This window comes from Devosia sp. A16 (assembly GCF_001402915.1).
GTDB lineage: Bacteria > Pseudomonadota > Alphaproteobacteria > Rhizobiales > Devosiaceae > Devosia_A.
In genome coordinates this window covers 1,379,430-1,401,910 of record NZ_CP012945.1, presented here as the reverse complement: position 1 = coordinate 1,401,910, position 22,481 = coordinate 1,379,430, and the positions used below count along the sequence as shown (strand labels likewise).

General features: G+C 65.6%; 25 protein-coding genes. 10 read left to right on the top strand and 15 right to left on the bottom strand.

Annotated elements, in window-relative coordinates; all coding sequences use genetic code 11:
* Positions 1 to 241: 241 nt before the first annotated feature.
* Together APS40_RS06785 and APS40_RS06780 are read left to right on the top strand one after the other, a co-directional pair.
* Positions 242 to 1,186, top strand: coding sequence for a VOC family protein (locus APS40_RS06785; protein ID WP_055046326.1), 945 nt, complete (start codon positions 242 to 244; stop codon positions 1,184 to 1,186).
* Entirely contained in the window at positions 1,186 to 1,791 is a 606-nt protein-coding gene (locus APS40_RS06780) for an alpha/beta hydrolase (RefSeq protein WP_055049582.1), read from the top strand. The genes APS40_RS06785 and APS40_RS06780 overlap by 1 nt, the downstream gene beginning before the upstream one ends.
* A gap of 31 nt (positions 1,792 to 1,822) precedes the next feature.
* On the opposite strand, the gene APS40_RS06775 is transcribed toward APS40_RS06780, so the two are convergent.
* From APS40_RS06775 to APS40_RS06750, 6 genes are all read right to left on the bottom strand, one after another.
* Positions 1,823 to 2,272 carry a hypothetical protein gene (locus APS40_RS06775; RefSeq protein WP_055046325.1) on the bottom strand — a complete coding sequence of 150 codons (450 nt, stop codon included), beginning with the start codon at positions 2,270 to 2,272 and terminating at the stop codon, positions 1,823 to 1,825.
* A gap of 64 nt (positions 2,273 to 2,336) precedes the next feature.
* Entirely contained in the window at positions 2,337 to 3,359 is a 1,023-nt protein-coding gene (locus APS40_RS06770) for a L,D-transpeptidase family protein (protein WP_055046324.1), read from the bottom strand.
* A gap of 118 nt (positions 3,360 to 3,477) precedes the next feature.
* On the bottom strand, positions 3,478 to 3,771 hold the full coding sequence (locus APS40_RS06765) for a GNAT family N-acetyltransferase (RefSeq protein WP_055046323.1): 294 nt from the start codon (positions 3,769 to 3,771) through the stop codon (positions 3,478 to 3,480).
* 77 nt (positions 3,772 to 3,848) lie between these two features.
* Complete coding sequence (locus APS40_RS06760; protein ID WP_055046322.1) at positions 3,849 to 4,421, bottom strand: tetratricopeptide repeat protein; 573 nt, start codon at positions 4,419 to 4,421, stop codon at positions 3,849 to 3,851.
* Between the two features lie 62 nt (positions 4,422 to 4,483).
* Entirely contained in the window at positions 4,484 to 5,239 is a 756-nt protein-coding gene (locus APS40_RS06755) for a DedA family protein (RefSeq protein ID WP_055046321.1), read from the bottom strand.
* A gap of 51 nt (positions 5,240 to 5,290) precedes the next feature.
* Positions 5,291 to 5,992, bottom strand: a complete 702-nt coding sequence (locus tag APS40_RS06750) for a DedA family protein (RefSeq protein WP_055046320.1) — start codon at positions 5,990 to 5,992, stop codon at positions 5,291 to 5,293.
* Between the two features lie 212 nt (positions 5,993 to 6,204).
* Between APS40_RS06750 and APS40_RS06745 the strand changes: the two genes are divergently transcribed.
* On the top strand, positions 6,205 to 6,600 hold the full coding sequence (locus tag APS40_RS06745; protein WP_082434232.1) for a RidA family protein: 396 nt from the start codon (positions 6,205 to 6,207) through the stop codon (positions 6,598 to 6,600).
* 26 nt (positions 6,601 to 6,626) lie between these two features.
* Here the strand turns inward: APS40_RS06745 and chrA are convergent, their stop codons facing one another.
* From chrA to APS40_RS06720, 5 genes are all read right to left on the bottom strand, one after another.
* A complete protein-coding gene (chrA, locus tag APS40_RS06740) occupies positions 6,627 to 7,808 on the bottom strand; it encodes a chromate efflux transporter (protein ID WP_055046319.1) in 1,182 nt (393 codons plus the stop codon).
* A 142-nt stretch (positions 7,809 to 7,950) separates the two neighbouring features.
* On the bottom strand, positions 7,951 to 8,514 hold the full coding sequence (locus APS40_RS06735; protein WP_055046318.1) for a dihydrofolate reductase family protein: 564 nt from the start codon (positions 8,512 to 8,514) through the stop codon (positions 7,951 to 7,953).
* A gap of 143 nt (positions 8,515 to 8,657) precedes the next feature.
* Positions 8,658 to 9,509, bottom strand: coding sequence for a fumarylacetoacetate hydrolase family protein (locus APS40_RS06730; RefSeq protein ID WP_055046317.1), 852 nt, complete (start codon positions 9,507 to 9,509; stop codon positions 8,658 to 8,660).
* 105 nt (positions 9,510 to 9,614) lie between these two features.
* Complete coding sequence (locus APS40_RS06725; RefSeq protein ID WP_055046316.1) at positions 9,615 to 10,046, bottom strand: RbsD/FucU family protein; 432 nt, start codon at positions 10,044 to 10,046, stop codon at positions 9,615 to 9,617.
* A 117-nt stretch (positions 10,047 to 10,163) separates the two neighbouring features.
* Entirely contained in the window at positions 10,164 to 10,919 is a 756-nt protein-coding gene (locus APS40_RS06720) for a GntR family transcriptional regulator (protein WP_055046315.1), read from the bottom strand.
* A 164-nt stretch (positions 10,920 to 11,083) separates the two neighbouring features.
* Between APS40_RS06720 and APS40_RS06715 the strand changes: the two genes are divergently transcribed.
* From APS40_RS06715 to APS40_RS06700, 4 genes are all read left to right on the top strand, one after another.
* Positions 11,084 to 12,637 carry a UxaA family hydrolase gene (locus APS40_RS06715; protein WP_055046314.1) on the top strand — a complete coding sequence of 518 codons (1,554 nt, stop codon included), beginning with the start codon at positions 11,084 to 11,086 and terminating at the stop codon, positions 12,635 to 12,637.
* Positions 12,637 to 12,915: an acylphosphatase gene (locus APS40_RS06710; protein WP_055046313.1), complete on the top strand. Its 279-nt coding sequence runs from the start codon at positions 12,637 to 12,639 to the stop codon at positions 12,913 to 12,915. Before APS40_RS06715 ends, APS40_RS06710 begins: the two co-directional genes overlap by 1 nt.
* Positions 12,916 to 13,352: 437 nt before the next feature.
* Positions 13,353 to 13,757 carry a nucleoside diphosphate kinase regulator gene (rnk, locus tag APS40_RS06705; RefSeq protein WP_236884212.1) on the top strand — a complete coding sequence of 135 codons (405 nt, stop codon included), beginning with the start codon at positions 13,353 to 13,355 and terminating at the stop codon, positions 13,755 to 13,757.
* Positions 13,758 to 13,922: 165 nt separating this feature from the next.
* Positions 13,923 to 14,147 (top strand): hypothetical protein, encoded by a 225-nt coding sequence (locus tag APS40_RS06700; protein WP_055046311.1) that lies wholly within the window; start codon positions 13,923 to 13,925, stop codon positions 14,145 to 14,147.
* Between the two features lie 153 nt (positions 14,148 to 14,300).
* On the opposite strand, the gene APS40_RS06695 is transcribed toward APS40_RS06700, so the two are convergent.
* The gene (locus tag APS40_RS06695; RefSeq protein ID WP_055046310.1) at positions 14,301 to 15,209 is read right to left on the bottom strand and encodes an SMP-30/gluconolactonase/LRE family protein; all 909 of its coding nucleotides are present in this window, start codon (positions 15,207 to 15,209) and stop codon (positions 14,301 to 14,303) included.
* A gap of 115 nt (positions 15,210 to 15,324) precedes the next feature.
* Between APS40_RS06695 and APS40_RS06690 the strand changes: the two genes are divergently transcribed.
* On the top strand, positions 15,325 to 16,797 hold the full coding sequence (locus APS40_RS06690; RefSeq protein WP_055046309.1) for an NAD-dependent succinate-semialdehyde dehydrogenase: 1,473 nt from the start codon (positions 15,325 to 15,327) through the stop codon (positions 16,795 to 16,797).
* Positions 16,798 to 16,846: 49 nt separating this feature from the next.
* Here APS40_RS06690 and APS40_RS06685 read toward each other — a convergent pair whose 3' ends face one another.
* Complete coding sequence (locus APS40_RS06685; protein ID WP_055046308.1) at positions 16,847 to 17,260, bottom strand: GNAT family N-acetyltransferase; 414 nt, start codon at positions 17,258 to 17,260, stop codon at positions 16,847 to 16,849.
* Positions 17,247 to 17,654, bottom strand: coding sequence for a Cu(I)-responsive transcriptional regulator (gene cueR / locus APS40_RS06680; protein WP_055046307.1), 408 nt, complete (start codon positions 17,652 to 17,654; stop codon positions 17,247 to 17,249). The genes APS40_RS06685 and cueR overlap by 14 nt, the downstream gene beginning before the upstream one ends.
* A gap of 130 nt (positions 17,655 to 17,784) precedes the next feature.
* Here cueR and APS40_RS06675 point away from each other — a divergent pair, with 130 nt between their 5' ends.
* On the top strand, positions 17,785 to 20,352 hold the full coding sequence (locus APS40_RS06675; RefSeq protein ID WP_082434231.1) for a heavy metal translocating P-type ATPase: 2,568 nt from the start codon (positions 17,785 to 17,787) through the stop codon (positions 20,350 to 20,352).
* A gap of 166 nt (positions 20,353 to 20,518) precedes the next feature.
* Here APS40_RS06675 and APS40_RS06670 read toward each other — a convergent pair whose 3' ends face one another.
* Complete coding sequence (locus APS40_RS06670) at positions 20,519 to 21,091, bottom strand: hypothetical protein (RefSeq protein WP_055046305.1); 573 nt, start codon at positions 21,089 to 21,091, stop codon at positions 20,519 to 20,521.
* A 146-nt stretch (positions 21,092 to 21,237) separates the two neighbouring features.
* Here APS40_RS06670 and APS40_RS06665 point away from each other — a divergent pair, with 146 nt between their 5' ends.
* Complete coding sequence (locus APS40_RS06665; protein ID WP_055046304.1) at positions 21,238 to 22,410, top strand: alpha-hydroxy acid oxidase; 1,173 nt, start codon at positions 21,238 to 21,240, stop codon at positions 22,408 to 22,410.
* Positions 22,411 to 22,481: the final 71 nt, after the last annotated feature.

Below are 22,481 nucleotides of genomic sequence, written 5' to 3'. Positions count from 1 at the left end.
TCGATTCTTCACCTCTCCCCTCGTAGGGGAGGCCGGGAGGGGGCCGTCTCCATCAATCGACTAATCGTCCGCCTTGCCGCGCAGCCAGTGTCCCGATGCGCGGATTGTTCGACCTGGATGAACAATCCCTTGCGTGTGCGGTGCGCTATTCGAGGAAATGCCGCTGCACTATCTGTGTTGTCGAAGCAGCCGGCAGGGGCCGGCAGATAGCGATCGGCAAGGACCGACACAGGGGTTAGCGATGATCACGCAGATCAAGGGCCTGCACCACGTTACGTCGATGGCGCGCGATGCGGCCGAGAACAACCATTTCTTCTCCAAGACGCTCGGCCTGCGCCGGGTGAAGCAGACGGTCAATTTCGACGCGCCCGACGTCTACCACCTCTATTACGGTGACGAAGTGGGCACGCCCGGCACGGTGATGACGCATTTCCCGTTCCCGCACATCGCTCGTGGCCGGCCCGGCGTCGGCGAGGTCGGCACCACGGTGTTCTCGGTGCCCGAGGGTTCGCTCGGCTATTGGCAGGAGCGGCTGGCGGCGGACCGGGTAGGCGACCTCGCGCTCTCGGAGAGCTTTGGTGAGAAGCGGTTGAGCTTCCGGGCGCCGGAAGGCGATGCGCTGGCGCTGGTCGAGAATGCCGACGACGCACGGCTGCCCTGGACCGGCAATGGCGTCGATGCCGAGCATGCGATCCGCGGCTTCCACTCCGCTTCGCTGCGGCTGCGCGATGGCGGCGCCACCGAGGAGCTGCTGAAGTTCATGGGCTACGAGAACGCCGAGCGTTCGGGCAACGTGCACCGGCTGATCCGGCCGGACGGCAACCCGGCCAACACCATCGACATCGAGGTGCTGCCCGACGCGAACCGGGCCGATCTCGGCGCCGGGTCGGTGCACCATGTCGCCTTTGCGGTGGAGAACCGGGCGGCACAGCTCGAAGTGCGCAAGGCCCTGCTCGACACCGGCTACCAGGTGACGCCGGTGATCGACCGGGACTATTTCTGGGCGATCTACTTCCGTACGCCCGGCGGGGTGCTGTTCGAGATCGCGACGAACGAACCCGGCTTCGATCGGGACGAGGACACCGCGCATCTGGGCGAAACGCTGAAGCTGCCCAGGCAGCATGAGCACCTGAGGGCGACGCTGGAGCAGACGTTGCAGCCGCTCGAGGAAAAGGAGCCGGCATGATGACCGAGGCGATCGACAGCTACGTCAACGTGGATATCCCCGGCGCATCAATTGATGCGCCCGCCTTCTACCTGTTCCACGGCACTGGCGGTGACGAACACCAGTTCACCGACCTCGCCGCCGAGCTGAAGCCCGGCGCGCGACGGATCGGGGTGCGCGGCGACGTGTCCGAAGCCGGCGCGTTGCGCTACTTCAAGCGGCTCGGCGAGGGACGCTACGACATGACGGACCTCGGACGGGCGACCAGGAAGCTCGCGGGCTTCGTCGGCGCCAGCAAGGCCGATGCCCAGCAGGTGCTTGGCCTCGGCTATTCGAACGGGGCCAACATCCTGGCGTCGGTGCTGTTCGCTGCGCCGGAACTGTTCGACGTGGCGGTGCTGATGCATCCACTGATCCCGTTCACGCCGGAGCCGCAACTGGGGCTCAAGGGCAAGCGGATCATCATCACGGCCGGCCGTCGTGATCCGATCGTGCCGGTACATTCGGCGGAACTGCTGGCGAGCTATTTCAGGGAGCAGGGGGCCGAGGTGACGTTGTTCTGGCACGAGGGCGGACACGAAATCCGCCGCGAGGAACTGCTCGCGGTGCGGGATTTCCTGGCCTGAGGGTTCCTTCGCCTGAGGGCCCCGGCGTCGGTCAAATCAGCCCCTGGTCCTTCATCGCCTGCTGCTCGTCAGGGGTGATGAAAGCAAAGATTTTCGGCGCGTCGCCAGCCAGGTTGAGGAAGTAGCGGTTGGTGAAGCCGACCGTCCCGCTCTTGCCGTCGCTTCGGCGCTTATAGTCGAACTCCCAGTCGACGGTGGCCATGACGTTGGCCGCGTCGAGCTCGGTGACCTTGACGCCGGCGACGCGCATGGCCGTGCCGCCGACTTCGCGATACTTGGCGAAGCCCTGGCCGATCAGCTTCCTGAACTCGGCGTCGTTGGCCCCGCCCATGACCCCTTGCGGGCTCGACTCGACCAGGTAGGGAGCAAAGCTCGCGACCGTACCGTCGACGTCCTCGATGGGCGGGTTCTGCAGCGCATCGTTGCTGCGTTTGGCGTAGGCTTCGAAGAAGCGTTTCACGTCGCTATCCTGCTTCGGCATGGGTCTTCTCCTTCGCTTGACCAATGCCTGACGGGCAGGATCGGTTGCCTCCCCCGTCGGAGCGTCAGCCCACGAAGTCGACCGGTACGCCGGGCTTCACCATCTTGGCCAGCTCGTTGGCATCCCAATTGGTCAGCCGGACGCAGCCATGCGAGGCGGTCTTGTCGATCAGCGAGGGTTCCGGCGTGCCGTGGATGCCGAAGGTCGGCTCGCTCAGGTCGATCCACATCGAGCCTACCGGCCCGTTCGGGCCGGGCGGAATGGTCAGCACCTTGGTGTTGTCGCCCTGCTGGAAGTTGATCCTGGGGTTGTAGGTGTATTCGGGCATCGGAGCGACGCCCTCGACGATATGGGTGCCTGAGGGCGATGGGTTGTCCTCCGAGCCGATGGTGGCCGGGTAGGCGGCGATCAGCCGATTGTCGGCGTCATAGGCGCGGACCTGGCGCAGCGTCTTGTCGGCCTCGATGCGGGCCACCTCGCCTTTGAGATCGGGCCCATAGGCGGCCACGAAGACCGGCTCGCCAACGGCGTAGCGCGCGCCGGGATTGAGCGCCTTGAGCAAGTCGATATCCATGTGGAAGCGCTCGGCCAGCGATTCCTCGATCGAGGCGTAACCGAGGAACTTGCGCTTGGCCTGCTCGGCATAGTCTTTGGGAATCGGCTCGCCGATGGCGTTGAGGTCGTCGGCGATGACGGCGTAATCGCCGATCACCGGCCCGCCGGTGTCGAGCGCCGCCAGCACCTCGGGGTCGAGCGCACCGTCCGGCGGCAGGCCGCGCATCAGCTCGAACGCGAATACCGCCTTGCGCACATTGTCGCCGTCGAAGCCGTCAATGACGCCGGGCGAGGCGCCAGCCCGATCAAGCAGGACCTGCAGGCGAACGACCGCCGGATCGGGATGGCGTTCGACGGCGGGCGCCGGGTCCGCCTGTTCGACCGGCGGCGTGTAGACCGCCGGGATGGTCGAGAGGTCCGCCGCGTTGATGGTCTCGGCGGTGAGCGGCAGGGCAGGTGGCGCTACCGCATCCTGTGCGGCAGCCGCAGTGACGATAAGGGCGAAAGCGAGGGGTGCGAGCGCGACGCGCATGGTTTCCAGTTCCTTTAGGAGACTGAGAAACCGCGGCAAGGCGCTCCGGGTTGCGTCATGGCTGCCGGCCGCACGCCAGGATGGTTAGCATTTGACTAAAATGCCACTGTTTGACGGCTCAGGCCTTGAGATCGGCCCACTCGGGATGCCGCCGGAACTGCGCCACCACGTAGGAGCAGACCGGCACGATCTTGCCGCCGCTGGCGCGCGCATCGGCAACGGCCGTCTCCACCAGCTTCAGGGCGAGGCCGAGATTGCGGTATTGCGGGGGGACGCCGGTATGGTCGGCGATGATCGTATTGGGATCCTGCCGATGGTAGGTCATCTCGGCTTCGGATCCGTCGGGCAGGTAAACCACGTAACGGCCGCGGCCATTGGCTTCTTCGTGCTCGACGGTGAGTTCGTCAGACATAACTAACCCTTCAATCGGTCGGTATTCTCATCTGATATGGGGTGCATGCGGGAAGCGAAAGGGGCGGCGGTCGCGGGTCAGATCTGCGTCATCGGCTTACCCAGTTCGGGGAACAGCCGCCGCTCGCTGAGGAACGGGTGGACGGCGAGCGCTGCCGCCATGTCCTTGAGCGCCAGAGCGCGCCTGCCCAGCTGCAGATACATCAGGGCACGGCCGGAGAGCGCGCCGAAATGGCGCGGTTCGATCGCCAGCACCTTCTCGCAATCGGCGATCGAGGCTTCGAAGTCACCCAGCGTGTAATAGATGGTGGCGCGCTGGTTCCAGCCTTCGGCATAGTCGGGGTAGTCGGCAACCAGCTTGTCCAGCAGGCGCAACGCGCCGGTCGCGTCGCCCATGCCGCGGGCCGTCAGCACCTCGCGCATGCGGCCGGCGAGGATGGGGTCGGACGGCGTCGTCCAATAAGTCCAGATCTGGGTGTCGATGGCCTTGGCGGCTTCGGCATTGGGCGCGACGCGCAACTGGGCGAACAGCTTGTCGATCGCAGCGCGATCGGCGGCTTCGTCGGCGAAAGCGGGGCTCGCCGCCAACAGCAGGATGAGCCCCAGCAAGAGGCGCGGAAGGATCGCAGCGAGCCGAACCGGAATGCGCATGATGAGGCGATATTCCGCCTCAAGCAGAGGCAGCGCAAGTGAGGAGTTGATAACGGCTGCGGCTAGCGCCCGGGACCCGATCTGCCGCGGGGGGAGGGAGGCGGCCGCCTCGTAGCCGGTGATTGCTGCGCAGCGCCTCGCCAGTGGCTGTCGATGGCGCGACCAAGCCCGCCGAACCAGGGCGCCGCGGCGCGCAGGAGTGCCCGCCGATAGTGCAGCAGCAGGAACAGCGCGACCAGCAGCAGTGCGCCCACGATGATCACCAGTTCGAGGCTCAGCCCCATCGACTTCAGCCAGGCCGACAGCAGCATTCCCGGCAGGATATGGGCGGCCGCCCAGACGAAGGCGGAGGTGACGTTGATGACGCAGAAGTGCCGGTAGTTCATGCCGAACATGCCGGCAATGCCGGGCACCACGGCCTTCACTCCGGGGATGAAGCGGCCGATGAACACCGACTTGCCGCCGTGCCGGGCGAAGAAGCTTTCGCCCCGGGCAATCAGCGGCAAGTGGTTGCGGAACGGCCAGAGCGTCTTGATGCGGTCCTTGAGCCAGAAGCCGAGCGTGTAGGAGATCGCGTCTCCGACCACGGCGCCGAGCACCGCCGCGAGGTAGATTTCCCAGAACGGCAGCTTGCCCTGCGCAATCAGCCCCCCGGCGAGCAGCAACACCGGCGTCGAAGGAATGAACAGGCCGACAATGAACACCGCCTCGGTGGCAGCGATGAGGAAGATGAACCACAGGCTCAGCCAGAAATTGCTGGCAATGGTCTCCAGTACCATCTCCAGCCAGCCGGTGAGCGCAGTGAACATCTCGAGCATCGGCGCTCAATAGCGCGCCGACGTGAGATTGGTGTGACAGGGCGAGGCGCTCTAGTGACCGGCCTCGGGTTTGCGCCAGCGCGCCTGCAGCGAGCGGCCGAACTCGCCCATGAACGGGGCGAAGGCCAGGATGATGCGCTTCCAGAAATGGATGATGAGGAAGGCGACGGTCAGCACGATGGCGCCGACGATGATCACCATTTCGAGGCTCAGGCCGATCGACTTCAGCCAGCCGGTCAGCAGCACGCCGGGCAGGATGTGTACGGCGGCCCAGACGAAGGCGGAAATCACGTTGATCACCGAGAAGTGCCGGTAGGGCATGCTCATCATGCCGGCCACCCCGGGGATCACCGCTTTCACCCCAGTGATGAAGCGGCCGATGAAGATGGCCTTGCCGCCGTGGCGGGCGAAGAACACCTCGCCCTGCTCGATCAGCTTCAAGTGGTTCTTGAACGGCCAGACGGTTCGGATCTTGTCCTTGAGCAGCCAGCCCACCGTGTAGGAGATGGCGTCGCCGATGATGGCGCCGAGGACGGCAGCGAAAAAGATCGGCCAGAACGGTAGGCTGCCCTGGGCAATGAGCCCGCCGGTCAGCAACAGGATGGGGAGCGAGGGGACCAGCAGACCGACGATGAACACCGCTTCGCCGATGCAGACCAGGAAGATGAACAGCAGCGAAAGCCAGAAATTGTCGGAGATGCCCTGAAGGAACAGCTCGAGCCAGGTCGAGATGGAGTGAAGGAATTCGAACATAGGGCTACTGGAGGCTCCCGGCCTTTGGTCTGGGCGAGGCCCGAAGCCCCGCATGGCAGCGTGTCACGAACGGATGGGCGCCGCCAGTCGCCATGAGCGCGCCCTTTGCGACTATTTGAAGAGGGATGCATGAACTGTGCGTGAATGTGCTAAGGGCGCGGTACCGACTCCTGGCCGCAGGGGCGAGGCACAGTTCAGAGCAGGAAACGAGAATGTCGCTGCCCATCCATCACATGATCTCCAGCGGCCCGCAGCCGGTGGCGCCGTTCAGCCATGCGGTCGAGGCCGATGGCTTCGTGTTCATCACCGGGCAGATGCCGACCGATCCGGCAGCGCCCGACGCGCCATTGCCGGCGGGGATCGAGGCGCAGACGCGCCGGGTGATCGAAAACCTGAAGCTGATCCTTGGCGGGCTCGGACTTGGGCTCGAGCACGTGACCATGGCGCGCATCTACCTCACTGAATTCCAGCGCGACTACGCGGCGCTCAATGCGCTGTGGCCGAGCTTTTTCGAAGCCGGCAAACTGCCGGCCCGCACCACTGTGGGGGTGACGGCGCTGGCGGTCGGGGCGCTGGTCGAGATCGACCTGATCGCGCGGCGTCCGTAGGCGCTGTCGGACCCAAAGCACGGTGGCTAGAGCAGGCTCAGCCCGGCGCCGGCGGCAGCACTCAGCAGCACCACCAGCCAGGGGGGCGTCCGCAGCAGCAACAGGGCGAGCGCAGCAATGCCCCAGGCGAGATCGAGCGGCCCGAACACGGCGCTGGTGAACACCGGATCGCACAGCGTCGCCAGCAGCAGGCCGACCACAGCGGCGTTGGCGAGGTCGAGCCCGGCGCGCAGCCGCGGGTCGGCGCGCAGCGACTGCCAGTAGGGCAGGGCGCCGAACACCAAGAGAAACGACGGCAGGTAGATGGCGCCGAGCCCGAGCAGGGCGCCGGCCATGCCGTTCGGTGGGGCGTCGAGCAGCGCGCCGACATAGGCAGCGAAGGAAAATAGCGGGCCGGGCACGGCCTGGGCGGCGCCGTAGCCGGCGAGGAACAGGTTGCGGTCGATCATTCCGGGCGTCACGAGTTCAGCCTCGAGCAGGGGCAGGACGACGTGGCCGCCGCCGAAGACCAGTGAGCCGGTGCGGTAGAATTTCTCGGCGACCACGAGCCAGGCGTTGCCGCCTGCCGCGAGGATCGGCAGGGCGAGCAGCAGGCCGAAGAACAACGCGAGCAGGACCGTCCCGGTCCGATCGAAGGTCAGTTGCGGTCTCGGTGCGGCCGGCGCCAGCAGGGAACCGGCAAGCGCGGCGACGGCGATGAGCGCCAGTTGGGTCAGGCCGGACGGCAGCAGCAGGGCGATCGCCGCCGCGGTCAGGGCAACGAGGCGGCGCCGCAAGTCGGGCGTCAGCGACTTCGCCATGGCCCAGACCGCCTGGGCCACGACGGCCAGCGCCGCGAGCTTCAAACCGTGCAACACGCCATCGGCCAGTGGCCCGGCGAGGCGGCTGGCGCCGTAGGCAAACGCCAGCAGCAGGGCTACCGAGGGCAGGGTGAAGGCGACCCACGCGGCGATGCCGCCCCAATAGCCGGCGCGCAGCTTGCCGATGGCGATGCCGACCTGGCTGGAGGCCGGCCCGGGGAGGAACTGGCAGAGCGCCACCAGGTCGGCATAGGCGGCATCGTCGAGCCAGCGGCGGCGCGCGACGAACTCGGTGCGGAAATAGCCCAGGTGGGCGACCGGGCCGCCGAAGCTGGTGAGCCCGAGCAGCAGGAAAACGCGGAAGACTTCGGCGACGGTGCCGTCATGAGGTTTTGCGGCTGCAGCCACGCGACGTCATCTCCCCCCCTGCGCCGGACCGTACCCGGTGGGTTCGAGACGTGACCTGCCTCAGGCGGGCGTCACAATCAACCTGGTCTTGCCCGCCAGCTGATCTCGACACCTGGTTCCGTACGCTGGGGGCCCTCCGGGTTCAGCCGGGGGTGTAGACCAGGGCGACGACGCCGTCGGGCAGGGGTGTCGATTCGAGCAGGCGGAGCTTATGCTGCTGGCCGCTGCCGAACACCGCCTGGCCGCCGCCCAGCAGGATCGGATTGAGAAACAGGTGCAACTCATCCACGAGGCCGCGCTCGAGGCAACTGCGCACCAGTTTCGGGCTGCCGAAGCTGACGATGTCGTTGCCGGGCGGCTGCTTGATCGCGGTGAGTTCGACCGGGTCGCGCAGCAGCAGCGATTTCTCCCAGTTGGCCTCGACGGCGGGGAGGGCGGAGGAAACCACGATCTTGGTGGCGCGGGCGATCCATTCGGCGTGGGCAAGCTCGCCCGCCGTGGCGCCAGGATCGTTCGGAACGGTCGGCCAGTAGCCGTGCATCATCTTGTAGGTTGCGGGGCCGAAAACCACGGCGTCGGCATCGAGGGTGAGGCGCTTGGCGTGCGCGGCGACCGCCTCATTGTAGGTGGCCCATGACAGGCCGCCCGCAGCGTCGGAGGCGTAGCCATCGAGCGAGATATGCAGGTGCATCTTGAGCTTGCGCATGGCAACTCTCCATTTGTTAAGCTGCTACTTAACTAATTGAGGGGCGGTCGCCGTGTCAATGGTTTAGGCGGCCCAGGCCTCGTTCCAAACAAAAAAGGGCGTCGGCCGCGCGGCCGACGCCCTTGAACGCGATAGCGGAAGCTTCAGGCCGCGTAGGCTTTGGTCTTCTGCTGCTGCTCGCCCAGCCCCTCGATGCCCAGCTTCATGGTCTGGCCCGGCTTCAGCCAGATGGGCTCGGGCTTCTGGCCCATGCCGACGCCCGGCGGGGTGCCGGTGGTGATCACGTCACCCGGCTGCAGGCTCATGAACTGGCTGAGGTAGGCCACGAGGTGGGCAACGCCGAAGATCATGGTCTTGGTCGAACCGTCCTGGTAGCGGTGGCCATCGACGTCGAGCCACATCCCCAGGTTCTGCACGTCCTTGATCTCGTCCTTGGTGACCAGCCACGGGCCGATCGGGCCGAAGGTGTCGGCCGACTTGCCCTTGGTCCATTGGCCGCCGCGCTCGGTCTGGAAGTGGCGCTCGCTGAGATCGTTCACCACGCAATAGCCGGCGACGTAATCGAGGGCGTCCTTTTCCTCGATGTACTTGGCTTCCTTGCCGATGATCACGCCGAGCTCGACTTCCCAGTCGGGCTTGAGGGTGTTCTTGGGCAGGATCACATCGTCGTTGGGGCCGATGATGGCGCTGGTCGCCTTCATGAACAGGATCGGCTCGGCAGGGATCGCGGCGCCGGTTTCGGCGGCGTGGTCGGCATAGTTGAGACCGATGCACATGAACTTGCCGACATTGCCGACGCAGGGACCGATACGCGAGTTCTTGTCGAGCACCGGCAGGCTGCCATGGTCGGCAGCCTTGATCTTGGCGAGGCCCTCGGCGCCGATCGACGCGCCGTTGATGTCGGGCACCACGGACGACAGGTCGCGGTAGGTGCCGTCGGTGTGCAGGATGGCGGGCTTTTCGGCGCCCTTGGCGCCGACGCGCAGAAGTTTCATGAAGTGCTCCTCAGATTTGGCCTAGGGGATAGGGCCAGACCCGCGCCGAGTCGAGGTCAACCATGGTCGAATCCGTTCGGCGCGGCGGGACTGGCCCGATCCCGCTCATTCGGGGCGGACGATGCCCTTTTTCAGCAGCACGTTGCCGTAAAGGCGACGCTCGCCGGTCTGGACCACGGCATAGGCCCCGTGCACGCGCTCGTAGAAGGCGAAGCGCTCGAGCAGGCTGAGCTTCATCCCCGGTTCGTGCTTCTTGATCAGCTTGTCGAAATCCTTGTGGGTCTGCTCCCGCTTCTTGGCGTCGCCGACCACTTCCATGCCGAAGGCCTGCTCGTCGACGAAGGTGTCGAGCGGCATCACCGTGAGGATGGCGTCGAGCACCTCGGTGGCGCTGATGCCGTCGAGGCGAACCAGCTGCGGACCGGCGCTGTCGCCGGGGTAGTTGGCATCGACGATGGCGATCTCGTCGCCATGGCCCATGGCGCGCAGGACATAGAGCAGGTCAGGGCCGAGAATCGGGGGGATGTTCTTGAGCATGAGGGGGTCTCGTTGGTGATTGGAGATCGGCAGTAGGCAGTCGGCAGTCGGCGAACGGGTGAAAGTGGTGCAGCCCTTCGACTGCCGACTGCCGACTGCCGACTGCCGACTGCCGCGCTAGCCGAACGGAAACGCCGAATACGCAGGATCCTCCCGCAGCAACTGGCCATCGGCGAAAAGCTCGGCGTGGTCGACGGCGAAGGCGATGAGTTCGGCCATGACGGAGTCGATGTGGGCGCGCATTGCGGCCGACGCGACGGCCGCGTCGCCGGCGATGATGCCATCGAGAATCTTCTGATGCTCGGCGAGGGTGACGCTCAATCGGCGCGGCGTGAGGATCAGCCGGCGAGCGCGATCGAGGTTGGCGCGGGTATTCTCGATGACGCCCTTCACCTTGGTGAAGCGCATGTCGCCGAAGATGATGTCGTGGAATTCGAGATCGCGCTCGTGAAAGCCGTTCTGGTCGTCGATCTCCACCGCGGCGCGCTGGTAGCTCATGTTGCGCTGCAGGGTATCGATCAGTTCCGGGCTGTGGTTGCCGGTGACGACGCGGACCGCTTCGGCCTCCAGCGCCTTGCGGATCAGCATGTATTCGAGCACGTCGGCGATGCGAACCAGCGACACGGTGGAACCACGCTGCGGCAGGATGTCGACGAGACCTTCGGCCTGCAGCCGCGCCAGCGCCTCCGAGACCGGGAAGCGCGACACGCCGAGGCGCTCGCAGATGGCCCCCTTGTCGATGAGTTCGCCCGGTTTCAGGTCGAGCGCGACGATGGCCTGGCGCAGGGTGTCGGTGACGAACACGGTGACGTTGCCACGTGTCGGGGTCGCCGGCGTAGACAGAAAAGAGTAGGGACTTGCCTCGGTCTTCATGCTAACATGTTAGTTGGAGTGCCGGAGCTTTTCAATCGCACCTGCTTGTCACCCGACTGGTTTTCCGCCGCAAGCGGCCCGTTCGGGCGTACGAGGATTCCCGGGGCGATTTTGCTTGGTTCCGGCAAAATGCCGCCCCGAATCTGGATCAAAAGAGCCGCCCGATGTCCGATGTCATGTCCCGCCCCGCTGCCGCCAAGACGCTGCTGCTCAACGCCCAAGACAATGTCGCGGTGGCGCTGAGCAATCTCGATGTCGGCACCGACACGCCGCAGGGCGTCACCACCACCAAACGCGTGCCCAAGGGGCACAAGTTCACCGTCAGGCAGATTGCGGCGGGCGAGCCGATCGTCAAGTTCGGGCAGATCATCGGCTTCGCCAAGGAGAATATCCCGCCGGGTGAATGGGTGCATGAGCACAACGTGACGATCGGCGAGGAGCACGGGGCGTTCAAGCGCGACTATGCGTTCGGCGAGGGCATCGTGCCGGTGGATTTCGTGCCCGAGACACAGCGGGCGACCTTCGAGGGCTTCCGGCGTTCCAACGGCCAGGTCGGCACGCGCAACTATATCGGCATCCTTACCTCGGTGAACTGCTCGACCACGGTGGCGGGGTTCATCGCCAGGGAAGTCGAGCGCTCGGGCATTCTCGAGCAGTATCCCAATGTCGACGGCATCGTGGCGCTGAAGCAGGCCAATGGCTGCGTCATCGACTATCGCGGGGTGATCTTCGACATCTTGAAGAAGACCACCTGGGGCTATGCCACCAACCCGAACATGGGCGGGGTGATCATGGTGGGGCTGGGCTGCGAGGGCTTCCAGATCCCCCGGCTCAAGGAGGCCTACGGCGTCACCGAGAACGAGACGTTCCGCACCATGACCATCCAGGAAGTGGGGGGCACGCGCAAAACCGTCGAAGCCGGCGTCGAGGCGGTCAAGGCCATGCTGCCGATCGTCAACAAGGCCAAGCGCGAGACGGTGCCGGCGTCGGAGCTGATGCTGGCGCTGCAGTGCGGCGGCTCGGACGGCTATTCGGGCATCACCGCCAACCCGGCGCTGGGCGTGGCGGCTGATATCCTGGTGCGGCACGGCGGCACGGCGATCCTTTCCGAGACGCCGGAGATCTATGGCGCCGAGCACCTGCTCACCCGGCGCGCCAAAAACCGCGAGGTGGGCGAGAAGCTGATCGACATCATCCACTGGTGGGAAGATTACGCTGATCGCAACAACATGGAGATGAACAACAACCCGTCGCCCGGTAACAAACTGGGCGGGCTCACCACTATTCTGGAGAAATCTCTGGGTGCGGCGGCAAAGGGCGGGACAACACCGCTCAATGCAGTGTATCACTATGCCGATCCGGTGACCGAAAAGGGGTTCGTGTTCATGGACACGCCGGGATATGATCCGGTGTCGGCGACGGGGCAGGTCGCGGGTGGTGCAAATATACTATGCTTCACCACCGGCCGCGGCTCCGCGTATGGCTGCAAGCCGACGCCATCGATCAAGATCGCCACCAACTCGGACATCTATCACAAGATGATCGACGACATGGATATCAACGGCGGCGAAGTGGTCGAGGGCGGCTCGCTGGAGCAAAAGGGCCAGGAGATCTTCGAGAAGATCCTCGCCGTCGCTTCGGGCGAGAAAAGCAAGTCGGAACTCCTGGGCTACGGCGACAACGAGTTCGTGCCCTGGCAGATCGGCGCAACCTTCTGATGCGGCGCGCCGTCCATGTGGTGATCACTGGGCGGGTGCAGGGAGTGGGCTTTCGCGCTTTTGTCGAGCGCGAGGCCGAGGCGCTCAGGCTCGATGGCTGGGTGCGCAATCGCCGCGACGGTACGGTCGAGGCGGTGTTCGCCGGCGATGAAGGCGAAATCCAGCACATCCTGATGGAGCTCAATGCCGGCCCGCCCGCCGCGGCGGTGACCGACGTGCGGACCGGGACTTACGAGGGGCCGATCCCCACAGGGTTCAGTTCGCTGCCGACGGCGTGAGGGTTGCAGTGGCGATCGTGGCTCTCCCCTCATCCGGCGCTACGCGCCACCTTCTCCCCGACGGGGAGAAGAATCCGGAGAGCGCCGTGGACACCACTTTGTTCCTCTCCCCGTCGGGGAGAGGGTGGACCGGCGAAGCCGGGACGGGTGAGGGGTTGCGGTAACGGCACGCCCCATTTGACTTTGCGTCGCGACCCCTTACATTGATGGTCATGTCTTGCTTCGCGACCATCACCGTTATGGCACCGCGCCGGGAAACCCCGGTCGCAGGCATATAGCCCCATGATCCGCGCCTAGGCGCCGCCGGGTCTGGGGCATCCCGGACCCATGCGGATTTTCTGCTCGGGCTCCAGCAAGGCGCCACATCCCAAACATCAGCGTGAACCGTCGCGGCGAAAAGGCCCGCAGACGTTCGCGCATCGAAAGGACCTCCGAAGATGCAATCCATGCGTCGCTATGACCTCAACCCGCGTATCGTCCTCGGCGAGGACGACCATCGCAAACTCATCGCCCTGGCGCTGGCCGGCAGCGGACACAGCTCCGATGCAGCCGACGACCTGCTCAACGAGATCGAACGCGCCCGCGTCGTTCCGACCCCCAAGCTGGGCGTCGGCATCGTGCGGATGGGCTCGACCGTGACCTACCGGCCCGACAACGGCACCGAGCGCACCGTGCAACTGGTCTACCCGGTGGATGCCGATATCGCGCAGGGTAGGATCTCGGTGCTGACCCCGGTCGGCACGGCGCTGATCGGTCTCACCGTCGGGCAGTCGATCACCTGGGAGGCACGTGACGGCAGCAAGCACGTGCTGACCGTGACGGCGGTCGAGCCACAGGCGTGATTCGCGGCGGGCGGTCCATCGAGGCCGCGATCGAACGGCGCGATCATCCAATACAATCAGGCGGTTGTACTGTCACAATTGTGCAGCCCAACCGTCATCGACCGGGCATTGCCGGCGGTTAATGAAGTGTTGCGGCCAAGCTGGCCGCGCCGCACGGAGGCTTGAATGGCCCAGCAACGTGCCCACCATCTGACGGATATCACAGGCATGCGCTCGACCACCGGACAGGCGCTGGCAATCCGCTATGACCTCAGCTCCAACACCATCGCGTTTGTCGAAGACGACTGGTTCGCCGACACGGTCCGCAGCAGCAGCGTGCCGCCGCGGGCGGTGGTGCGGCAGCGGCTCGGCAACAATGTCACCAGACTGAAGCCGCGGCGGCGGGCGTAGCTCCGGAGCCGGCGCCGCCTGACCCCCACCCCTGTCCCCTCCCCCTAAGAATGGGGAGGGAGACCCTCGCAGGGATATCGAGGCTAGCGTCTCCCTCCCCCTGTTTGAGGGGGAGGGGACAGGGGCGGGGGTCAGCCCGCACCGGCCATGCGATTACGGCCGCGCCGCCCCGTTCACCGCCAGATAGATGCTGTGCAGGCTTTGGGTGGCGCAGATGAACAGGCGGTTGCGGCGCGGGCCGCCGAACTCGACGTTGGCGACGGTATCCGGCGTCAGGAGTTTGCCCAGCAGTACGCCCGACGAGTTGAAGCAGTGGACGCCGTCGCCGGCGGAAGTCCAGACATTGCCGCGGTCGTCGAGGCGGAAACCGTCGGGCAGGCCCGTATCGGTGACGCAGAAGACGCGGGAATTGCTGACTGTGTTGTCGGCGTTGACGTCGAACACGCGGATGTGCCGGGGCAGGTCGGCGCCGTGGCTATAGGCGCTGTCGGCGACATAGAGGCGCTTCTCGTCGGGTGAGAAGGCGATGCCGTTGGGGCGGACGAAATCGTCGATTGCGACCTTCAGCTCGCCGGTAGCGGGATCGAGGCAGAAGACGTAGCAGCCCTCCTGCTCGAACTCGCCCTTGTAACCTTCATAGTCCGAGAGGATGCCGTAGCCCGGATCGGTGAACCAGATGGTGCCGTCGGACTTCACCACCACATCGTTGGGCGCATTGAGCTTCCTGCCGCGATAGCTGTCGGCCAGCACGGTGATCGAGCCGTCGAGCTCGGTGCGCACCACGTTGCGGCCGCCATGCGAGCAGGAGACCAGCCGGCCTTCGCGGTCCCTGGTGTTGCCGTTGATATAGTTGGAGTTGTGCCGGTAGACCGAGGCGCCGCCATCCGGCGTCCAGCGCATCATGCGGTTGTTCGGAATGTCGGACCACAGCAACTGGTTGGCGTCGCCGAACCACACGGGCCCTTCGGCCCAGCGGCAATCGGAATAGAGCGTTTCGAGCTTGGCGCTGCCCTGGATCAGGTGCCCGAATTCCTTCTCATGATGCTGATAAATGCCGGCCATGACTTCCCCCGTTTGTTTTGTTGGCGGCATCCAAGCGGAAGTTTTGCAGCCCGGCAAGGCTACTTGCGTTGATCCCTCGCGAGGCGCAGAGCTTTCTGCCGCAAGGAGAATTCCGATGGCCATCACCGACGCGCTCAATTCGCACCTCAAGGACAGGTCGCTGCTGCGTGCCGCGGCGTTTATCGGCGGACGATGGCTTGAGACGGCGGAGAACGGCACCAGTTTCGAGGTGACCAACCCTTCGACCGGCGAGGTGTTGGCCGTGCTGCCGAACTGCGGCGTGGCCGAAGCCAAGCTCGCGATATCAGCTGCCGACGCGGCGCAGCGGGCCTGGGCAAAAAAGACCGGCAAGGCGCGCGCCGCAGTGCTGCGGAAACTCTATGACCTGATGGTCGAGAACGCCGATGACCTCGCGGCGGTCATGACCGCCGAGCAGGGCAAGCCCCTGCCCGAGGCGAAGGGTGAGGTGCTCTATGGCGCCGCCTATGTCGAGTGGTTCGGCGAGGAGGCCAAGCGGGTCTATGGCGATACCATTCCGGGGCATCAGGAAGACAAGCGGATCATCGTGATCAAGCAGCCGGTCGGGGTAGTAGCGACGATCACGCCGTGGAACTTCCCCAATGCCATGCTGGCGAGAAAGGTGGCGCCGGCACTGGCGGCGGGCTGCGCCGTGGTGTCGAAGCCGGCGGCGGAGACGCCGCTCTCGGCCATTGCGATCGCGGTGCTGGCGGAGCGGGCCGGGTTGCCGGCCGGGTTGTTCAACCTGTTGCCGTCGACCCACTCATCGGACCTGGGCAAGGAGTTCTGCTCGAACGAAGTGGTACGGAAGCTCAGCTTCACCGGCTCCACCGAGGTCGGCCGCATCCTGATGCGACAGGGGGCCGATCAGATCAAGCGGTTGAGCCTCGAGCTGGGCGGCAATGCGCCGTTCATCGTGTTCGACGATGCCGACCTCGACGCCGCGGTCGAAGGCGCAATGATCTCGAAATACCGCAACAATGGACAGACCTGCGTCTGCGCCAACCGCATCTACGTACAGGCCGGGGTCTACGACGCGTTCGCCGCCAAGCTGACTGCGGCGGTGGAAAAGCTCCGCGTTGGCGATGGATTCGGCGAAGGGGTCACCACCGGGCCGCTGATCGACGAGAAGGCGGTGGAGAAGGTCGAACGGCACCTCACCGACGCCTTGCGCAAGGGCGGCCGGCTGCTGGTTGGGGGTAAGCGCAAGCAGGGGCTGTTCTTCGAGCCGACCATCGTGGCCGATGCGACGGCCGAGATGGTGCTGGCGCGCGAAGAGACGTTCGGGCCGTTGGCGCCGCTGTTCCGGTTCGAGACGGTCGATGATGTGATCGAGCTCGCCAACGCCACGGAGTTCGGGCTGGCCTCATATTTCTATGCGCGCGACCTGAGCCGGGTGTTCGAGGTGGCGGAGGCGCTCGACTATGGGATGGTCGGGATCAATACGGGCCTGATCTCCACCGAAGTCGCGCCGTTCGGCGGGGTGAAGCAATCCGGGCACGGGCGCGAGGGATCGAAATACGGGATCGAGGACTATCTCGACATCAAGTATCTGTGCCTGAGCGTTTGACCGAGATCGCGGTGCGCTTGGGGCGCCCAGCACTCTGGCCTCTCCCACACTACAGCCTGATCAACCCCGCTGCCGTCGGCTTGAAGCCGCACGCCCTGTAGAACCCATCGAGCTTTTCCTCGTAGTCGACATGCAGCCACTGCGCGCCGCGCGCGCGGGCGGCGTAGGTCACCTGCCGCACCAGTTCCTTGGCAATGCCGCGGCGCTGGAACGCCGGGTCGACCGTGGTGTCGAGCAGGAAGGCGTGCACGCCGCCGTCCCAGGCGACGTTGACGTAGCCGACCATGCGGTCGCCGGCATAGGCGCAGGCATGCGTGAGGCTGCGGGCGAGGATGAAGGCGAGATCGCCGGCCCACGCATCGCCCCAGGCAGCGCTCCACATCGGCTCGAGCTCTTCCTCGCCTGGGAACGGATCGAGCCGGTAGGCGATCTCGATGCCGGCATTTTCCTCAGTTTCTTGCATGCAGTTCGGTTCCGGCGAGGCCCTCGATGATCGGGCAATCGGGCCGGTGGTCGCCGTCGCAGGCGTCGGCGAGGGTTGCGAGGGTGTGGCGCATCTCGCCCAGCAGTTTGATCTTCTGGTCCAGTTCGGCGATGTGGCTCTGGGTCAGCGCCTTGACGTCGGCGCTCGAGCGCTGCGTGTCGCCCCACAGACGCAGCAGGTCGCGGATCTCGTCCATGGAAAAACCGAGGTCGCGGGCGCGGCGAATGAAGCCGAGGCGGTGGATGTCATGATGGCCGTAATCGCGGTAGTTGGAATCGCGACGGTCGGCATTGGGAATGAGGCCGATGGATTCGTAGTGACGGATCATCTTGGCCGATACGCCGGTGAGCCGGGAGGCCTCGCCGATCTGCATGGGAACACCTATCTGAACAATGTGCTTGACCTTACCATGATGGGAAGGTGCAGAACAGGGCCCAGTACGATTTCGTTTGTCGCGTTCGGGAAGCGCAAGCCGCTTTCGGGACGCTCTATAGGAGCCGAGCATGGATCACGCTGAACACAGGCATTCGCACGGGGCAGGGGGCGCCGTAAGCCGCGACCCGGTCTGCGGCATGACCGTCGATATGGCGAAGACGCCGCACCGCACCATGCACGAGGGTCGCGCGATCGGCTTCTGCAGCGGTGGCTGCAAGGCGAAGTTTGAAGCGGAGCCGCAAGAGTACCTGACGGCGACCGATCCGGTCTGCGGCATGCAGGTCGATCGGGCGACGGCCCAGCACATGCTGAAGCATGAAGGCACGCGCTACTATTTCTGCTGCGATGGCTGCCTCAGGAGTTTCGAGGCCGAGCCGCAGAAATACCTGAACGCCAAGCCGTTCGAACTGCCGGTGGCGAAGCCGGCGGCCGGGGCCGCCGCCCCAGGCAGGCACGACCATGCCCATCACAGCCATGACGGCCATGCGCATGGCGCGCCGCCGGTCGATCCCTCGACTGTTGCGGCGGGCACCAAGTGGACTTGCCCGATGCACCCGGAGATCGTCAAGGACGGGCCGGGCGATTGCCCGATCTGCGGCATGGCGCTGGAGCCGATGGTGGCTTCGCTGGACGACGGCCCGAACCCCGAGCTTGTCGATTTCACGCGCCGGTTGTGGGTCAGCGCGGGGTTGTCGATCCCGATCCTCATCATCTCGATGGGCGGCATGGTCGGCCTGCCGGTGCGCGAGTGGATCGGCGAGCCGTTGGCGACCTGGATCGAGATGGCGCTGGCCACCCCGGTGGTGCTGTGGGCGGCCTGGCCGTTCTTCCGGCGCTTCTGGAACTCGCTCAAGAACCGCTCGCCCAATATGTGGACGCTGATCGGGCTCGGGGTGGGCGCCGCCTACCTGTTCTCGGTGGTGGCGGTGCTGTTCCCGCAGCTGTTCCCGATGAGCATGACGCATATGAACGGCGTGCCGCCGGTGTATTTCGAAGCCGCGTCGGTGATCGTGGCCCTGGTCTTTGTCGGCCAGGTGCTGGAACTCAGGGCACGCGATGCCACCGGCAAGGCGATCCGGGCTTTGCTCAACCTCGCGCCGAAGACGGCGCGCCGGGTCTGGCAGGGCAAGGATATCGAGGTGCCGATCGAAGAGGTGCGGGCCGGCGACTGGCTGCGGGTGCGGCCAGGCGAGGCGGTGCCGGTCGATGGCGAGGTGCTGGAAGGGCAATCGTTCGTCGATGAATCGATGCTGACCGGCGAGCCGGTGCCGGTGGAAAAGCTCAAGGGCGAGCCGGTGACCGGCGGCACGCTCAATGGCGAAGGCAGCTTCGTCATGCAGGCAACCCGGGTCGGCAGCGAGACGCGGCTCAGCCAGATCGTCGAGCTGGTCGGCAAGGCGCAGCGCAGCCGCGCCCCGATCCAGGCGCTGGCCGACAGGGTGGCGAACTGGTTCGTGCCGCTGGTGGTGGTGATCGCCATTGCCGCGTTCGCGGCGTGGATGATCTGGGGTCCCGGCCTTGCCGAGGCGATCGTCGCGGCGATCTCGGTGCTGATCATCGCCTGTCCCTGTGCGCTGGGGTTGGCGACGCCGATCTCGATCATGGTGGCGACCGGGCGCGGCGCGCATGCCGGCGTGCTGGTCAAGGACGCCAAGGCGCTGGAGGGCTTTGCCCGCGTCGATACGCTGATCGTCGACAAGACCGGCACCTTGACCGAGGGCAAGCCGACGCTCGACCAGGTGATCCCGACCAAGGGCGTCGACGAAGGTTTCGTGCTGGCAGTGGCGGCGGCGCTCGAAAAGCACTCCGAGCATCCGATCGGCACGGCAGTGGTCAAGGGCGCCGAGGCGCGAGGTGCGCGGGTCTACGAGGCCGGCGGCTTCACCTCGCTTACCGGGCGCGGCATCAAGGGCAGTGTCGGCGGCAAGCCGGCGCTGCTCGGCAACCTCAAGCTGTTCAAGGAGCAGGGCATTGCGGTCGACGACAAGCTCGGGGGGCTGCTCGAGCAGCAGGCAGGCCTGGGCAAGACGGCGATCCTCGTCGGCTATGACGGGGTGGCGATCGGCGTGGTGACCGTTTCAGACCCGATCAAGGCGGGGGCGAAGCAGGCGATCGCGGCGTTGCGCGCCGATGGCGTGGCGGTGGTAATGGCGACCGGTGATGCCAAGGGCACGGCGGAGGCGGTGGGCTGCGAACTCGGCCTCAGCGAGGTGCAGGCGGGCATGGCGCCGGAAGACAAGCACACGCTGATCGAGGCGCTGAAGCAGCAGGGCAAGGTGGTGGCGTTCGCCGGCGACGGCGTCAACGATGCGCCGGCGCTGGCGGTCGCCGATGTCGGCGTGGCGATGGGCACCGGCGCTGATGTGGCGATCGAAAGCGCCGGCATCACGCTGCTCAAGGGTGAGCTCAGCGGCATCGTCAAGGCGCGCAAGCTCAGCAAGGCGACGCTCAGCAATATCAAGCTGAACCTGCTGTTCGCCTTTGGCTACAACGCGCTGGGCATTCCGGTGGCGGCCGGCGTGCTCTATCCGCTGACCGGCTGGCTGCTCTCGCCGATGCTCGCCGCGGCCGCCATGGCGCTGAGCTCGGTCAGCGTTATCGCCAACGCGCTACGACTGAACTCGGTGAAGCTGTAGGGGGACACATCGGAGCCGGCGAGGGCTGACCCCCACCCCTGTCCCCTCCCCGCAAGGGGGAGGGTGACCCTCACACCGACATCGCGGTTCTATCGTCTCCCTCCCCCTTGCGGGGAGGGATCAAGGGTGGGGGTCGGCTTGCGCCGGCCCGGCGACCGGGTAACGATCACATCGCCGGCGGGCTGATGGTGATCGAGGGATCGTAGCGATAGCTCGCCTTGGTCTCGCTGGTCTGCCCGCCGACCGTGGCCTTGGTCTGGGCAATGGCGGGGAGGCCCGTAGCCGGGTCGACGAACAGCTGGTTGCTGCTGTCGACCCCCATCATCGACATGTCGTACTTGAACGCCAGCAGGTCACGGCCATCGACGTTCTGGGTGCCCAGGCATTCGGGCGCCTTGATCTGCTCGCTCATGGCGGCGACGTTCAGCACCGTGGTGGTGATCTGCGCAGCGACCGCTTCGGGCATCGCGGTCCAGCCCTGGCCGGCCATGTTGGACCAGGCCTTGCCGTCGAGGACGATCATCTCCTGCTTCATGCCGCCCGTTTCGATGCTCGAGTGGAAGCCGCCCGGCGGCACCACGTTGGAGGTCATCTTCATCTCGGGCGAGTCGATGCTCATGGCATAGGGCCCGGACGTCATCGAACGGTTGAGGATGTCCTTGATGTCGCTCAGGCAGTCGGCCTGGGCCGGCACTGCAAGAGCGAGGGTGGCGAATGCGGCAAGGGTGGCAATGCGCATGTGAGTCTCCGTTAGAACGGGTGGACCCTGCGCGGGTGACGATGAAGCGAGGATGAACGTCCGACCGTCAACGAGAACATCCAACGTCGCATTGACCACTGACATGTCAGAGAACTAGAAAGCGCCAACGTTTCCGCGGGGCGCACATGGCCAATCTCGACAAGTATCTCACCATCGAAGACCTGATGAAGGCCGCGAAGCGCCGCGTGCCCAAGATGTTCTTCGACTACGCGGACTCGGGATCGTGGACCGAGAGCACCTATCGCGACAACACCACCGATTTCGAGAAGATCAAGCTGCGCCAGCGCGTCGCCGTCAACCTCGAGAACCGCAACCTCGCCTCGACGATGATGGGCCAGCCGGTGTCTATGCCAGTGGCCATCGCGCCTGTCGGCTCGACCGGCATGCAGTCGGCCGATGGCGAGATCAAGGCGGCGCGGGCGGCCGAGAAATTCGGTATCCCGTTCACTCTCTCCACCATGGCGATCTGCTCGATCGAGGATGTGGCGGAGAACACGTCCAAGCCGTTCTGGTTCCAGCTCTACGTGATGCGCGACAAGCCGTTCATCGAGCGGCTGATCGATCGCGCCAAGGCAGCCAAATGCCCGGTGCTGGTGCTGACCATGGACCTGCAGATCCTCGGGCAGCGCCACAAGGACATCCGCAATGGGCTGAAGGCGCCGCCGCCGATCACGCCGAAATTCCTGTTCGAGATCGCCACCAAGCCGGCCTGGGCCTTCGGCATGCTGGGCACCAAGCGGCGGACCTTCCGCAATATTGCCGGGCACGTCACCGAAGCGGTGGACCTCGCCTCGCTCAGCCAGTGGACGGCGACGCAGTTCGACCTGACGCTGAACTGGAAGGACATCGCCTGGATCAAGAAGCGCTTCGGCGGTCCGGTGGTGGTCAAGGGCATCCTCGATGCCGAGGACGCCCGGCTGGCGGTGGAGAACGGCGCCGACGGCATCATCGTCTCCAACCATGGCGGCCGCCAGCTCGACAGCGCGCCGTCCTCGATCCGGGTGCTGCCCGAGATCGTCGATGCGGTGGGCAACCGCACCGAAGTGCTGATGGATTCCGGCATCCGCTCCGGCCAGGACGTGCTGAAGGCGCTGGCGCTCGGCGCCAAGGGCACTTTCGTCGGCCGCGCCATGGCCTTCGGGCTGGGCGCCGGCGGCGAGGCGGGGGTGACCCGCGCGCTGCAGATCATCAACAAGGAGATGGACGTCACCATGGCGCTGATGGGCGAGCGCGACGTCAAGAATATCGGCCTCCACAATATCTATTCGAACGACCTGCTGAAGCGGCAGGGGTATTGAGTGGCTGCGGCTTGGGTCGCCGAGGCCGATGTTGTCGCCTCCCTCCCCCTTGAGGGGAGGGAATGAGGGAG

What these genes read in the sequence shown, in the direction of transcription:
- APS40_RS06785 (WP_055046326.1), top strand. Translation starts at nt 242, where the DNA reads ATGATCACGCAGATCAAGGGCCTGCACCACGTTACGTCGATGGCGCGC.
- APS40_RS06780 (WP_055049582.1), top strand. Translation starts at nt 1,186, where the DNA reads ATGACCGAGGCGATCGACAGCTACGTCAACGTGGATATCCCCGGCGCA.
- APS40_RS06775 (WP_055046325.1), bottom strand. Translation starts at nt 2,272, where the DNA reads ATGCCGAAGCAGGATAGCGACGTGAAACGCTTCTTCGAAGCCTACGCC.
- APS40_RS06770 (WP_055046324.1), bottom strand. Translation starts at nt 3,359, where the DNA reads ATGCGCGTCGCGCTCGCACCCCTCGCTTTCGCCCTTATCGTCACTGCG.
- APS40_RS06765 (WP_055046323.1), bottom strand. Translation starts at nt 3,771, where the DNA reads ATGTCTGACGAACTCACCGTCGAGCACGAAGAAGCCAATGGCCGCGGC.
- APS40_RS06760 (WP_055046322.1), bottom strand. Translation starts at nt 4,421, where the DNA reads ATGCGCATTCCGGTTCGGCTCGCTGCGATCCTTCCGCGCCTCTTGCTG.
- APS40_RS06755 (WP_055046321.1), bottom strand. Translation starts at nt 5,239, where the DNA reads ATGCTCGAGATGTTCACTGCGCTCACCGGCTGGCTGGAGATGGTACTG.
- APS40_RS06750 (WP_055046320.1), bottom strand. Translation starts at nt 5,992, where the DNA reads ATGTTCGAATTCCTTCACTCCATCTCGACCTGGCTCGAGCTGTTCCTT.
- APS40_RS06745 (WP_082434232.1), top strand. Translation starts at nt 6,205, where the DNA reads ATGTCGCTGCCCATCCATCACATGATCTCCAGCGGCCCGCAGCCGGTG.
- APS40_RS06735 (WP_055046318.1), bottom strand. Translation starts at nt 8,514, where the DNA reads ATGCGCAAGCTCAAGATGCACCTGCATATCTCGCTCGATGGCTACGCC.
- APS40_RS06730 (WP_055046317.1), bottom strand. Translation starts at nt 9,509, where the DNA reads ATGAAACTTCTGCGCGTCGGCGCCAAGGGCGCCGAAAAGCCCGCCATC.
- APS40_RS06725 (WP_055046316.1), bottom strand. Translation starts at nt 10,046, where the DNA reads ATGCTCAAGAACATCCCCCCGATTCTCGGCCCTGACCTGCTCTATGTC.
- APS40_RS06720 (WP_055046315.1), bottom strand. Translation starts at nt 10,919, where the DNA reads ATGAAGACCGAGGCAAGTCCCTACTCTTTTCTGTCTACGCCGGCGACC.
- APS40_RS06715 (WP_055046314.1), top strand. Translation starts at nt 11,084, where the DNA reads ATGTCCGATGTCATGTCCCGCCCCGCTGCCGCCAAGACGCTGCTGCTC.
- APS40_RS06710 (WP_055046313.1), top strand. Translation starts at nt 12,637, where the DNA reads ATGCGGCGCGCCGTCCATGTGGTGATCACTGGGCGGGTGCAGGGAGTG.
- rnk (WP_236884212.1), top strand. Translation starts at nt 13,353, where the DNA reads ATGCAATCCATGCGTCGCTATGACCTCAACCCGCGTATCGTCCTCGGC.
- APS40_RS06700 (WP_055046311.1), top strand. Translation starts at nt 13,923, where the DNA reads ATGGCCCAGCAACGTGCCCACCATCTGACGGATATCACAGGCATGCGC.
- APS40_RS06695 (WP_055046310.1), bottom strand. Translation starts at nt 15,209, where the DNA reads ATGGCCGGCATTTATCAGCATCATGAGAAGGAATTCGGGCACCTGATC.
- APS40_RS06690 (WP_055046309.1), top strand. Translation starts at nt 15,325, where the DNA reads ATGGCCATCACCGACGCGCTCAATTCGCACCTCAAGGACAGGTCGCTG.
- APS40_RS06685 (WP_055046308.1), bottom strand. Translation starts at nt 17,260, where the DNA reads ATGCAAGAAACTGAGGAAAATGCCGGCATCGAGATCGCCTACCGGCTC.
- cueR (WP_055046307.1), bottom strand. Translation starts at nt 17,654, where the DNA reads ATGCAGATCGGCGAGGCCTCCCGGCTCACCGGCGTATCGGCCAAGATG.
- APS40_RS06675 (WP_082434231.1), top strand. Translation starts at nt 17,785, where the DNA reads ATGGATCACGCTGAACACAGGCATTCGCACGGGGCAGGGGGCGCCGTA.
- APS40_RS06670 (WP_055046305.1), bottom strand. Translation starts at nt 21,091, where the DNA reads ATGCGCATTGCCACCCTTGCCGCATTCGCCACCCTCGCTCTTGCAGTG.
- APS40_RS06665 (WP_055046304.1), top strand. Translation starts at nt 21,238, where the DNA reads ATGGCCAATCTCGACAAGTATCTCACCATCGAAGACCTGATGAAGGCC.